Below are 12,721 nucleotides of genomic sequence, written 5' to 3'. Positions count from 1 at the left end.
AATAATACACACATGATGAAAAAGCTATGTATGTCGGTTGCGCTGTTTCTACTAGCCGCAACCTCTTTTGCACAAACACCCGGTTATGAATTCACAAACGTTGTCTCTCACCAAGCAACACCCGTCAAAGATCAGAGCTCCACAGGAACCTGCTGGTGCTTTGCCACCGCTTCTTTTATGGAATCGGAACTGCTCCGTATGGGAAAAGGAGAATATGATCTCTCGGAGATGTTTATCGTCCGCCAGAAGTACATGAATCAGATCGAAGACAATTATCTGCGCCGTGGCAAAGGAAGCATTGGGGAAGGAAGTCTGGCACACACCTTCAAGAATGCTTATAAGCAAACGGGAATCGTTCCGGAAGAAGCATACACCGGACTGCCAAACGGCAGCAAAGCTCATAACCACGGAGCCTTGTCACGTTACCTCAAAGCATTGGTCGACGCCAATATAGCTTCCAAGAAGCGTACTCCGGAGTTTGATGCCCTCATCAACCATCTGTTCGATATCTATCTGGGCAAGCTTCCTGAAAAGTTTACCTACAAAGGAAAGGAATATACCCCTCAGTCTTTCACAGAAAGTTTGGGATTGAACATGGAGGATTATATCGAGCTGACCAGTTTCACCCATAAGCCCTATTATGAGACCTTCTCACCGGAAGTGCCCGACAACTGGGAGAATCAGCCGATGTACAATCTTCCGCTGGACGAACTGATCGAAGCCATCGACCATGCATTGAACAAGGGATACACCGTATGTTGGGATGGTGACGTCAGCGAACAAGGTTTCTCTTTCAAGAACGGAATCGCCATCAACCCGCAAGTAGAGGATATGAAAGATTACTCAACGACCGATCGTGCCCGCTTTGAGCCCCTGCCTAAGCATCAGCGTATGGATGAAGTGTTCAAGTTCGAGCATCCTTATCCGGAAATCGATGTTACACCGGAAATCCGCCAGAAGGGTTACGAGCAGTTTGTAACGACCGATGACCACCTGATGCACATCACAGGCATTGCAAAAGACCGGAACGGTACTAAATATTATATCACCAAGAATTCCTGGGGAGCCGACAGCAATCCCTCCGGAGGTTATCTGAACATGTCTGAAAGTTATGTACGTGCCAAAACAATTTGTGTCATGGTACATAAAGATTCTCTGCCAAAGGATTTGAGAAAGAGACTCGGCATTCGATAAGCCGCACGGCATCCCTACTCTCCAAGCGGGAGCTGATTGTTTCATACATCCTTTATCCATATAACAAAGCAACAGGGCAACGAAGTATCTGACTCCATTGCCCTGTTTTTTGTTAACCTATTATCAACCCCTTTAGCCTTTATTTCTTTCTCAATGTCACGTCGCTGATCTCGATCACGCCCCCTTTGTTTTGTGAAAGAATAGCCAGATAACAATCTTTCAGAATAGCGGCATCATCGTCAGTATCAGAGACCTCCAAGTCAGCATTTGCCTGCTTACTGCTAATTGTATTAACCACCTGTCCCATATCGTAGTAAACCACTACTTTAGTCCATTTATCGGCATCTTTGATTTTAAAGTTGTACTGTGCGCCGGAAGCCTTCGGTTGAGCATCTGCATCGTAGTCTCTACGCATGAAAAAAGTAGTATTGTACTTACCATTATCTCCCTTTTCTTCCTGAGTCTGTTTGATGTATACCCCTATCGGAGTACCGGCTTCTTTCGCTTTAGCATAGAAAGTAAGCACATAGATTCCTTTTTCCAACCCATCGGTCATGCGTTGTCCCAGGAAAGCCTTATACCAAGAGATATTCTTATCGGCACCGGAGTTGTCGAATTTCACCGCATTGGGATATTTAGCATCTCCCGTTTGTTCCCAAGCAATAGTGGTCACACCATCAGCTTCGTTATTCAGGACAAACCACTCTCCTGCAGTAGCTTTATTGGCATTCGTCACTTTAGCCTTTACTTCAGTAGCAAATTTTTCATTCTTTATCAAGTTCTGTGCACTCACGCTGACCCCTGCAATGAGCAAAAGGCCGGCAAATAATACTTTTTTCATCTTACTGTGATTTAATAGTTTATAGTTTATTCTTAAATTCTCTTGCTTAAAAGCTCTCCTTACTCCTACTTCACTTGTTGAAACACGAATTCATATTTACCGGTCGCTTTCCTTTCTTCAGTCTTGAGGGTGATGCGGTAAATCTCCTTCCCCCATACGTTAGACAAGCGCGGATCATCCAACTCGATGGTTTCCAGTCCGGCTTTAAATGACGACGGATAATGCATTTCCACCTTTTGTCCCTTCACTTCGATTCGGATTCTCCCTTCAGCCGGGAAAGTCACATTGCCCCAGGTTAAGAAATTCAGTTGATTCGGAGCAATCACCTCATCCAAGGTGTACCGGTCACTCACCGTTAATTTATGATTATCAAGTGCGTACGAGCGAATCCAGCTTCTCACTTTCGCCTCTGCCGGATAGGCAGTAGCTATATCCGTGGAGAATGTCCGTTTCTTCTCATTGCAAACGGTGTTTGTCGCCTGATACTCCTGCCCGAATTTCTGCGGCACCCCGTTAATCATCGGCAAGTTGTGATAATTGCTCTGCATCGTCCAGATGGTATAGCGGTCTTTACCGAACGTCTGTTTGGTATAGGTACCCACACCGGCATCAATCATCACAGGAATCGTATTCACGTATAAAGAGAAGGTACCCACATCATTGTGATTATGACTTTCGTTATTAAATCCGCCTTTAGCGGCAACGAACATGCCATTCTTGTTCTTCATATAGCAGAACTCCGTCTCAGGATACCAGGTCACATCCGACATCTCATGTTTCGGAGCCACTTTTGCAAGCTCACTACAGCAAAGCAGAGACTGAAGAGAACGGAAAGCATCGTTGCCCAGGGTGGCATACGGCTCTCTCCCATTCAGCAAGTAAGCGGCAAAATGCATCATTTCATCGCTGTTCACAGCTTTACCGAAACGATAGATCAACAAGGGATCACCTCCTCCTTGTGCCGATGCATCAGCAAAGTTCACCACCCAGCCATTGCCCACGTATGAGCGGGACATATACTCTCCCATCCGGCGAATCATCGGTTCGTCGAACAGAGACAGTTTACCACCCGTACCGTCGGAGAGTATCTGCAGATAGTCATAGAGTTTTCCGGCAGCATGTCCCCAGTAGGATGTACCTTCTTCACAGGCACCGTCGGACTTCACGAAATTGATGAATTTGTCGACTGATTGCATGGAGCGGTAAACGGCTTTTGCCAACTTATCTTTATTGTTCTCCATCAGCAAGAAACACTGCAGGACATTCGAGTTGCACCAGGGATTCCAGTTATTGATGATTTCCCCCGGTTTCCAGTTAAAAGCCATCCACCACATCTCATCGTCGTTCATATACGGATCGAGGATACGTTCTTTGATTGCCCTACGCATTTGTAAGGATACCACGGGATTGATTTTGTCGAACGGTTTACGGAAGAAATAGTGTACCCATGCCATTAAAGCTCCATATCCGCCTGAACCGAGGTCGATAATCTGTTCGCGAAAATCGGGCAGTGAACGTTTACTGCTCTGGCGAGGCAAGTGTGCGGATAAGACCCATGAATTCATTTCACAGCTCATATATGCTCCGTTCAGCAGTTGGTCGATGAATCGTCCTTTCCCTTCGACCAGTTCGGCGAGCATCAAGGTGTTCAGTGCCCGGCGATTGGCGTCATAAGGCACTTCCATCACCTTCCGGTTACCGCTACGTTCGTACTCCAGATAAGCAGTGGCAGGTATCAGTTGCCATTGATAGTCGAGCAGTTTTTCACCCGCTTCGATGAGACGCTGTTTGTTAGGTCCCATCAACGAATCCCAGGCAGCGCGATCTGTATAAGCGGGGTAAGGCACCCAAGCCTGTTTCATTACCAACACGTTTTTCAACGTAGTTTCGTCTGCCGCTTTCTGCAGCATATTGCGTTCGATAGATGCGTTTGCCTTGAGAGAAAGAGTTCCCAAAGCCGCTACCCCCAAAACACAAAGCAAATGTTTCATTCGATTCATGGTATTTTTATTCATTTAAGTATGGCAAAGATAGGGTATCCGATAAAAAATGAGGTGAATAAATCATACGAACCTGATGACAAAATAGTACATACTTCAAGATTTGTATTCATCCTTGCTTCGTTTTAAGCTTTTGGGGATAGCATAATCGATTTCACTTATATCTAAGCTGAGATTTCTTCTCAAAATACAGAGATTTCGTTCTAAGAAAACAGAGGTGCTATTTTAGCAAAACAGAGGCTTCATTTTAGCAAAACAGAGGCTCTATTTTAGCAAAGCAAAGGCTCCATTTTAGCAAAAACAAAGACTCTATCTTGCCCTTCTGTTCTCTTTCCTTTTTCAGGTCTTACTCCCAATCGCCAAAATCAAAGCTCAACTGTTCCCAAACACCGTGCCGTTCATCGGCTTCTTCTTTGGGATTAGAAACGGAAAGTCCGATGAGCCGGATGGGATGTTGCTCATATTCGACACTTTTAAGCAGTTCTTTAGCAAGAGGGAGTATCCGGTCTAAGGTAGTCAGTTCCTGCGATTGAGTAAGGCTTCGGGTAATCTGAGTAAAATCATGAAACTTGATTTTCAAAGTCAGCGTGTTTCCTTTGAACTCTTTTCGTTGAAGACGCTCGACCAGTTCCAGCGCCACGTGGTATAGTTCGATAATCACTGATGAACGGGCCGATATATCCCGTTCCAAGGTACGTTCGCATCCGATGGATTTACGGACATGAGTGACCTCCACAGGACGTTCGTCAATTCCTCGGGAACAGTCATAATAGAGTGCGCCGGCTTTCCCGAAATGAGCGGTCAGCATTTCAAGAGAGCATTTCCGCAGTTGAAGTCCATTGTGGATGCCCAGCAAATGCATCTTCTTGGCGGTCACAGGACCCACTCCCCAGAAAGATTCGATAGGAAGACGGGCGATAAAATCAAGAGCCTGTTCCGGATGAATGGTGCATAATCCGTCCGGCTTGCGATAGTCCGAAGCTATTTTAGCCAGAAACTTATTATAAGAGACTCCGGCAGATGCCACAAGGCTGAGCTGTTCACGAATCTTCTGCTTTATCTCCTTTGCTATATCCACGGCCAAGGAGATACCTTTCTTATTCTCTGTAACGTCCAGAAAAGCCTCATCCAAAGACAGAGGTTCGATCCTATCGGTATATTCGTGGAAAATCTCATGCACCTGACGGGAGACAGATTTATAGACATCCATCCTGCCGGGTACAAAAATAAGTTGGGGACAAAGGCGTTTCGCCTTTTGCGAAGCCATGGCGGAACGGACACCGTAACGCCGCGCCTCATAGCTGGCCGTAGCTACAACTCCCCTCTCTTCGGTATGACCCACCGCTAAAGGTTTGCCACGAAGTTCAGGATGATCACGCTGCTCCACAGAGGCATAGAAGGCATCCATGTCGATATGTATAATCTTTCTCTGCGTCATTCTTTGGAATTAGCGGAGCAAACTTACGATATTTTTTTGAAAATCGAAGCTTCAGAATGGTGGGATTTACAAGAAAAGCATGCACGATATCCTCCACATTTTGGGGTGGTAAACAGGTATCACTCCTGCTGTCATCTTACTTCTGTATCCCAATTACATCCCGTATCATCCCTTTGAATCCATTCAGCGGATCACCCATTTGACGTAAAGGGAAAAACAGTGTCTCCTGATAAAGCATATAATCCATGCGTTTGTATTTCTCATGATATGCTTTCATCTTACGTCCTTCCAAACGTTCCTGCAGTTTACCATTGACGTATAGAGAAGTTCCTTTGTAATCTCCTTCAATACGGATATCGGTCCATTCCTCTGTCGGAAGGCGATAAGAGCCGAAAACGAATACATAACCATCACGGCTAAAAGCAATCCGTCCGGTATTCTCCCAATTCGTATAAACTTTCGAATGGGGGCTTTCGAATAGAATACCGCTAACATTAGTATCCTTGTCCGGACAGATGCTGAATGATACCGCATAGGGATAGCCTACTTCCTGCAAAACAGTACGAATGGTATCTGTACCATTCAGTGAACAGATCTTTCCCGAAGGAGTCAGACGTGTCTCTCCGGGAATCCGTGCCAGCAGATTTACTCCCGGAGCTTCCGGCATCACCTGACACAAAGCCTCAAAGGATTCATAAGGAACCGTCTTTGTATCTCCTTTCCAAAGCTTTTCCGCCAGTACCTGAACGGCCGGGAAAGAACGGAAATGTACGTCCTGCTCGGAAATACCGTTGCCGCACATATCATTCCATACAGCAAACATCCCGCCCAATACGCCCGGAGTTCCTTCGGGAAGTGTCTGGTTTCTGTTCATCAACCAGGGACTCCAGGATTCATAAATCCATTTATGATCCAGAAATTCGCGATAATAACCGGCTCCCGGCACAATATAGAGATAGGTGTCACACGTATTTATCAACCGATATCCGTCCTTTAAAGAGACCTCGGGATCTATCCAGTCGTACGACCATGCATTGACAGTCACCCCTTCCGCCTTGACGGGAGTCTTACCGGGAAGCCATTTCAAACCTCCCCACATCCGGGGATTCTTACCATATTTCTCAACATATTTCAGATAACGGTCTGTGAAATAACGGTACTGTTCCGCTTCCTTCTTGTTGTATTCATCCGTACCGATATGCACGTCAGGACCGACAAATACGGGATGCTCACCGGAAAGATACTCATCAAACAAGGTGTCGAGAAAATGATAAGTCTCCTCTTTATAAAGGTCAAGATGATCCATTCCGTATTCTTTACTGCCGATTTCCGGTTTGTAATGTGTAAAAGCAAGAGAATGTGCAGGAATATCTATCTCGGGAATGACATTCACTCCATAATCCATCCCCATACGTTGTAAATCCGAGAATTCCTGTTTGGTATACGAGCCATCCTTAGCTGTCAGTCCGGGAAAGCGTTCACTTTCCAAACGAAAAGCGGCATAAGTCATGTTCCAATCATTATTGAAGAATTGCGGGAAACCGTTGTCATTCAAATGAATCTGAAACTCGTTCATCTTGTAAAACGAAAGGATCTTGACATACTGCTTCAAATAGTCCAATGTGAAGAATTTACGGGCTACATCCAGCATAAATCCACGACAGGGGAATTTCGGAAAATCACGCGCTGTTCCTCTCGGCAATTTACCTTGCTGATTATACAATATCTGTAAAAGACTGCGTGTTCCCCAAAAGAGTCCTTTCGCAGTAGGTGCTTCGATGCTTGCATAGTGATTGGCAGCCAATACATACCCTTCCTCTCCTAACTCTTTATCGGTATTTATCAACGAGAGATAGATGTCATTCTTTTGTGGCTTTCCCGTTTTTATGATGTAGTTCCAGTTCATTAAGTCTTTCAAATCATCAACCAATAGCCGGGCAACGGACAAAAGTTGCGCTTCATTGTCAGGGTTTACAACAATATTTCCTTCAGTAGGCATAGAAAGTTTTCCTTTCCCCCCACTCCATTGTTGCAAAGCAGGGATAACACTAGGACAAGCTTCTTGTGCAGAAACGGTAAAACTTGCCACCAACAGATAACACAAAGCAAACAGCAGTTTTCTCATAAACTCAATACTATATATATGTGATTAATATCATGCAGGCATATTGTTTCCATCCTTCGCCCCCTTACAGAAGAAGGGAAAGCAGGTAGATGAAGACAGATCCATTTCACCTTCTGACCGGAAGCCGGTAACGTAATCCGACTCATCTTCAGAACAAAAAACTCACGATTCGACAATACCGGGTACACAGTTTGTTTTTCATCTGATAGAATGTTTTTCAAAATTAAATTTATCCGCCATTAATTTACTACCGAGCCCAAGTTATGCTTATCTGTAAGAATTGATTATAAAAGAGAGGCTGTCTAACAAGTCCTATTGAACGATTTCACCCTGCCAGGATATGCTTTGGCAGAGGTGACTTCTAATTACCGAACCTGTTAGACAGCCTCTCCATTTCTAATAATTGTGGAGCTGGAGGGAATCGAACCCTCGTCCAAACGAGGAAATCATAAGCTTTCTACATGCTTATCTTTGCCTAAATTTTCGTGCGGGAACAGAACCAAAGCCATCAATTCCCGCCTTATCCTCTAAAGTTTCATCAAAAGTGCGAGGCCGCCTTTGACTATCCCCGATGTGACTGCACCACTGAACCGGAATGCTTCGGAGCAACAGCTTCCGAGTGATGTCTCGTCCTGGCACCTTGTGCCTGGATTAAGCTAATCTACTATGATTCGATTAAGCAGCAAGAGCGTAATTAGTTTCGCCAGATAAAATTTTGATAACTGAGATTTAAGTGGAAATTACCGACCCACTGCATGCTTACCTACCATTTCTGCCCGCTGTCAAATCCAGTCAACCCCAAATTCTTATTCGTGCAGAATAGCGATTGTTCAAAACGCTTTCCGAGGACGCAAAGATAGAAAATGTTTTCGAAATTACGAGAAGACGTTAGCAAATATTATATCAAAGCACTATCTTTACGGGGTAATTTTATTCTTAACACAAAAGATATCATGAAGAAACTTTTACTTACCGGCTTATTTCTAGGAAGTTGTGCAATCCTCCCGGCACAGAAAACGGCCAGAATACCTGCTGTTTACAAACCCGTCCGTACGGAAATGTACAAGAAAGGATGGATAGATTTCAATAAGAATGGCGTTAAAGATACTTACGAAGATCCGACAGCACCGATCGATGCACGCATAGAAGATTTGCTGAGCCAGATGACACTGGAGGAGAAAACCTGCCAGATGGTGACTCTGTACGGATATAAACGGGTCTTGAAAGATGATTTGCCTACTCCCGAATGGAAAAGCCGAATCTGGAAAGACGGTATCGGTGCCATCGACGAACATCTGAACGGTTTCCAACAATGGGGACTTCCGCCATCGGACAATGAATATGTATGGCCGGCATCCAAACATGCCTGGGCGCTGAATGAAGTGCAACGTTTTTTTATTGAAGAGACACGGCTCGGGATTCCTACCGACTTTACCAACGAAGGGATTCGCGGAGTGGAGAGTTATAAAGCGACCAACTTCCCCACCCAACTGGGATTGGGACATACCTGGAACCGGCAGCTTATTCATCGGGTAGGACTGATTACCGGACGGGAAGCCCGCATGCTGGGATATACCAATGTATATGCCCCGATACTTGACGTAGGGCGCGACCAGCGGTGGGGACGCTATGAAGAGGTATATGGAGAATCTCCTTATCTGGTTGCGGAATTAGGAATCGAGATGGTGAAAGGCATGCAGCATAATCACCAGGTAGCAGCTACCGGAAAGCACTTCATCGCTTATAGCAACAATAAAGGTGCACGCGAAGGAATGGCCCGTGTCGACCCGCAGATGTCACCGCGCGAAGTGGAGATGCTTCATGCCTATCCTTTTAAAAGAGTGATCCGTGAAGCGGGATTGCTCGGTGTGATGAGCTCTTACAACGACTATGACGGTTTCCCGATTCAGAGCAGCTATTATTGGCTGACTACCCGTTTGCGTGGTGAAATGGGATTCCGCGGGTATGTCGTTTCGGACAGTGATGCCGTAGAATATCTTTATACCAAGCACGGGACTGCCAAAGATATGAAAGAGGCCGTTCGCCAAAGTGTGGAAGCCGGATTGAATGTGCGTTGTACGTTCCGTTCGCCGGATTCGTATGTATTGCCGTTAAGGGAGTTGGTGAAAGAAGGCGGGTTGAGCGAAGAAGTCATCAATAACCGTGTACGCGATATTCTGAGAGTGAAGTTTCTGGTCGGCTTATTCGACAATCCTTATCAGACAGATTTGAAAGGGGCGGATGAAGAAGTAGAAAAGAAGGAAAATGAGGAAGTCGCTTTGCAAGCTTCCCGTGAATCGATCGTACTCTTGAAAAACGATAAGAACCTGTTGCCGCTGGACGCTTCAAGTATCCGAAAGATAGCAGTCTGCGGACCGAATGCGGATGAACATTCGTATGCGCTGACCCATTACGGTCCGTTGGCAGTAGAGGTTACTTCCGTCCTGAAAGGTATTCAGGATAAGATGAAAGGCAAAGCGGATGTATTGTATACGAAAGGCTGCGACTTGGTAGATGCCAACTGGCCGGAATCGGAACTCATCGACCATCCGCTGACGGATGAAGAACAAAAGGAGATAGACAAAGCTGTCAGTCAGGCCAGACAGGCAGATGTAGCGGTTGTAGTGTTAGGTGGCGGACAACGCACGTGCGGGGAAAACAAATCCCGCAGCAGTCTCGACCTGCCCGGTCGCCAACTCGATTTACTAAAAGCGGTAGTGGCTACCAGCAAGCCTGTTGTGCTGGTTCTTATCAACGGCCGCCCATTATCTATCAATTGGGCAGACAAGTTTGTCCCGGCTATTCTTGAGGCATGGTATCCGGGGTCTAAAGGTGGGATCGCCGTAGCCGATGTACTCTTCGGAGATTATAATCCCGGTGGGAAACTGACTGTCACTTTCCCGAAAACAGTAGGACAAATCCCGTTCAACTTCCCTTGCAGACCCTCTTCCCAGATTGACGGCGGGAAGAATCCGGGACCGGACGGTAACATGTCCCGCATCAACGGTGCATTATATCCTTTCGGATACGGACTAAGTTATACCACTTTCGAATATTCCGACTTGAAAATCTCTCCGGCTGTGATCACTCCCAACCAGAAGGCTTATGTCTCTTGTAAAGTGACCAATACCGGAAAACGAGCGGGAGACGAGGTGATACAACTCTATGTACGTGATGTACTGAGCAGCGTCACTACCTATGAGAAGAACCTTGCCGGATTCGAACGGGTACATCTGAAGCCGGGCGAGACCCAAGAAATCACTTTCCCCATCGACCGAAAGGCACTGGAACTGCTGAATGCCGATATGCATTGGGTAGTAGAACCGGGTGATTTCACATTGATGCTGGGCGCCTCTTCTACGGATATTCGCCTGAACGGAACGCTGACGGTTGTCGAACCGGGGCAAACTCCCGCTACAAGCACCCCCAAAGCCGGCAGTCCTGTCAGCGCCAGTACCAACACCGAAACGGCAGATAATGTACTGGATAACAATTTAGCCACCTCCTGGGAAGGCAATAAAGGCGACTACATCACCTTTGCCTTGCAGAACGGAGCTAAAATAGACGGAGTATCCATTGCCTTCTCCCGCGAGAACGGAGTGGAGACAGACTTTGAGATACAACTATCCGGTGGTGGCGGACAGTTCCTCACGGTATATTCCGGCAGTGTGAAAGAGTACGACAAACTGCTGGACTTCCGTTTCAAAGGGACTACCGCCAGCGATTTACGTATTGTATTAGGCAGTGACCGGGTAGGAGTGTCAGAGGTAAAACTACCTCAATTAAAGAAGTAACATCCATATAAGAACCGTCCGTATGATAAAATTTATCGCCACTATCTGTATAATCTGTATGACTACCATCCGTTGCACCTCCTCCAAAGCCGGCCGAACTGAAAGTGCCGGACCGGCGAATCAAGAGTTAACCATGCTCGTAGGCACATATACCGCAGGAGAGAGCAAGGGCATTTACAGTTTCCGTTTCGATGAAGAAACCGGAACAGCCACCGCACTCAGTGAGGTGGAAGTAGAAAACCCTTCTTATCTCGTACCTTCTGCCGACGGAAAATGGGTGTATGCAGTCAGTGAGTGCAATAACGAACAGGCTGCCGCCAACGCATTTGCCTTCGATCAAGAAAAAGGGACCTTCCAATTGCTGAACTCACAGAAGACCGGCGGTGAAGACCCTTGTTATATCATAACGAATGGAAAGCATGTGATAACCGCCAATTATAGTGGCGGCAGTATCTCCGTTTTTCCCATCGCAAAAGACGGTTCACTCCTGCCCGCTTCCGATACGATCAAATTCGAAGGTTCGGGAACCGACAAAGAACGGCAGGAACAGTCGCACTTACACTGTGTCCGTATCACTCCGGACGGTAAATACCTGTTTGCCGATAATCTGGGAACAGACCGGATACACAAGTTTATCATTAACCCGGATGCGGATGCAGAGAACAAAAAGGTTTTCCTCAAAGAAGGTTCTCCTGCCGCCTTTAAAGTGGAAGCGGGTTCAGGTCCACGACACCTGACATTTGCCCCGAATGGCAAGTATGCTTATCTGATAAACGAACTTTCGGGCACGGTAATCGCTTTCAAATATAAAGACGGAAACCTGGAAGAGATTCAGACAATAGCTGCCGACACAGTCGGAGCAAGAGGTAGTGGCGATATCCATATCAGTCCGGACGGTAAGTTTCTATATGCCAGTAACCGGCTGAAAGCAGACGGTATCGCTATCTTCCGTATCGACCCCGAAAACGGGAAGTTAACAAAAACAGGCTACCAACTGACAGGGATTCATCCGCGTAACTTCATCATTACCCCGAATGGAAAATATCTGCTGGTGGCTTGCAGGGACAGTAATGCGATTCAGGTTTATCAAAGAGATACAGATACGGGATTATTATCGGACATACATAAAGATATAAAGGTAGACAAACCGGTTTGTATAAAATTTGTGCCATCCAAATAGAGCTTCTATCTCACTCAAACAGAGCCTCTGTTTCACTCAAATAGAGGCTCTGTTTCATCCAAATAGCGCCTCTGTTTTACCCCAATAGAGGCTCTGTTTGTTCAGCTTACGTGCCGATGAATTTCAAACGACAAGTAAACAAACCTAAG

The 12,721-nt window shown here is 46.1% G+C and carries 7 protein-coding genes and 1 other RNA gene; 3 read left to right on the top strand and 5 right to left on the bottom strand.

Translation table 11 applies throughout. The annotated features are described in order from the left end of the window. The first annotated feature begins 15 nt into the window (after positions 1 to 15). The gene (locus tag AB9N12_RS13565; RefSeq protein ID WP_369892892.1) at positions 16 to 1,194 is read left to right on the top strand and encodes a C1 family peptidase; all 1,179 of its coding nucleotides are present in this window, start codon (positions 16 to 18) and stop codon (positions 1,192 to 1,194) included. 139 nt (positions 1,195 to 1,333) lie between these two features. On the opposite strand, the gene AB9N12_RS13560 is transcribed toward AB9N12_RS13565, so the two are convergent. From AB9N12_RS13560 to ssrA, 5 genes are all read right to left on the bottom strand, one after another. Next, complete coding sequence (locus AB9N12_RS13560; protein ID WP_369892551.1) at positions 1,334 to 2,035, bottom strand: DUF4627 domain-containing protein; 702 nt, start codon at positions 2,033 to 2,035, stop codon at positions 1,334 to 1,336. A gap of 65 nt (positions 2,036 to 2,100) precedes the next feature. Next, entirely contained in the window at positions 2,101 to 4,035 is a 1,935-nt protein-coding gene (locus AB9N12_RS13555; protein WP_369892550.1) for a heparinase II/III family protein, read from the bottom strand. 346 nt (positions 4,036 to 4,381) lie between these two features. Continuing rightward, complete coding sequence (gene dinB / locus AB9N12_RS13550) at positions 4,382 to 5,473, bottom strand: DNA polymerase IV (RefSeq protein ID WP_369892549.1); 1,092 nt, start codon at positions 5,471 to 5,473, stop codon at positions 4,382 to 4,384. Positions 5,474 to 5,609: 136 nt separating this feature from the next. Continuing rightward, positions 5,610 to 7,598 carry a family 20 glycosylhydrolase gene (locus AB9N12_RS13545; RefSeq protein WP_369892548.1) on the bottom strand — a complete coding sequence of 663 codons (1,989 nt, stop codon included), beginning with the start codon at positions 7,596 to 7,598 and terminating at the stop codon, positions 5,610 to 5,612. Between the two features lie 403 nt (positions 7,599 to 8,001). Further along, positions 8,002 to 8,398: a transfer-messenger RNA gene (gene ssrA, locus AB9N12_RS13540) on the bottom strand. Positions 8,399 to 8,551: 153 nt separating this feature from the next. Between ssrA and AB9N12_RS13535 the strand changes: the two genes are divergently transcribed. Then, positions 8,552 to 11,392: a glycoside hydrolase family 3 N-terminal domain-containing protein gene (locus AB9N12_RS13535; RefSeq protein ID WP_369892547.1), complete on the top strand. Its 2,841-nt coding sequence runs from the start codon at positions 8,552 to 8,554 to the stop codon at positions 11,390 to 11,392. A 22-nt stretch (positions 11,393 to 11,414) separates the two neighbouring features. Then, positions 11,415 to 12,572: a lactonase family protein gene (locus AB9N12_RS13530; RefSeq protein WP_369892546.1), complete on the top strand. Its 1,158-nt coding sequence runs from the start codon at positions 11,415 to 11,417 to the stop codon at positions 12,570 to 12,572. The last annotated feature ends 149 nt before the right edge of the window (positions 12,573 to 12,721 follow it).

The sequence above is a fragment of the Bacteroides sp. AN502(2024) genome (assembly GCF_041227145.1).
GTDB lineage: Bacteria > Bacteroidota > Bacteroidia > Bacteroidales > Bacteroidaceae > Bacteroides.
The sequence above is the reverse complement of the archived record's forward strand: the minus strand, read 5'-3'. Positions and strand labels throughout refer to the sequence as shown.

Bases quoted from the DNA above. Each gene is read 5' to 3' on its own strand.
- dinB (WP_369892549.1), bottom strand. From the start codon at position 5,473: ATGACGCAGAGAAAGATTATACATATCGACATGGATGCCTTCTATGCC.
- AB9N12_RS13555 (WP_369892550.1), bottom strand. From the start codon at position 4,035: ATGAATCGAATGAAACATTTGCTTTGTGTTTTGGGGGTAGCGGCTTTG.
- AB9N12_RS13565 (WP_369892892.1), top strand. From the start codon at position 16: ATGAAAAAGCTATGTATGTCGGTTGCGCTGTTTCTACTAGCCGCAACC.
- AB9N12_RS13545 (WP_369892548.1), bottom strand. From the start codon at position 7,598: ATGAGAAAACTGCTGTTTGCTTTGTGTTATCTGTTGGTGGCAAGTTTT.
- AB9N12_RS13535 (WP_369892547.1), top strand. From the start codon at position 8,552: ATGAAGAAACTTTTACTTACCGGCTTATTTCTAGGAAGTTGTGCAATC.
- AB9N12_RS13560 (WP_369892551.1), bottom strand. From the start codon at position 2,035: ATGAAAAAAGTATTATTTGCCGGCCTTTTGCTCATTGCAGGGGTCAGC.
- AB9N12_RS13530 (WP_369892546.1), top strand. From the start codon at position 11,415: ATGATAAAATTTATCGCCACTATCTGTATAATCTGTATGACTACCATC.